General features: G+C 63.4%; 1 pseudogene. It reads right to left on the minus strand.

The features are described from left to right. Positions 1-56: 56 nt before the first annotated feature. Positions 57-391 (minus strand): annotated as a pseudogene (locus ACYP5B_RS11780) (hypothetical protein); the annotation flags it as partial.

The raw sequence follows: 391 nt of genomic DNA on the forward strand, positions 1-391 counted from the left end.
CAGGAATTGTTCGTGGAATTCTCTGGTTTGGCGTCGCGTCATGGTTGTTGTTTCTCTCAAGCGGACTTCGTCGCGGCGAGCAGTTCCTGATGGAAGATGGCCACTGATGCGGCCAGGGAAGCGAGCGTGGCGCGATGCTCGCGTAGTTCGCGAGCATGCCGGCAGGATTGGAACTTGTCCCGCAATGCTGAGAAGTCCGCGACGAGGCCGTCCAGACGCAGGCCGACATGGCGTTCAGCCGGCGGGGCGGTACGCGCGGGTGCGGGCGAATCATTGGCTGCGATGGCATCGCGCGTGCTGGCGAGTTGCTCCTCAGAGGCGCGCACTTCGCTCTGCAGCTGTTCCAGCCGGGCTTCGGCGGCCTTGATGGCTTCCGTCGCGGACGTGTATT

It is taken from the genome of Cupriavidus sp. 8B (assembly GCF_054589115.1).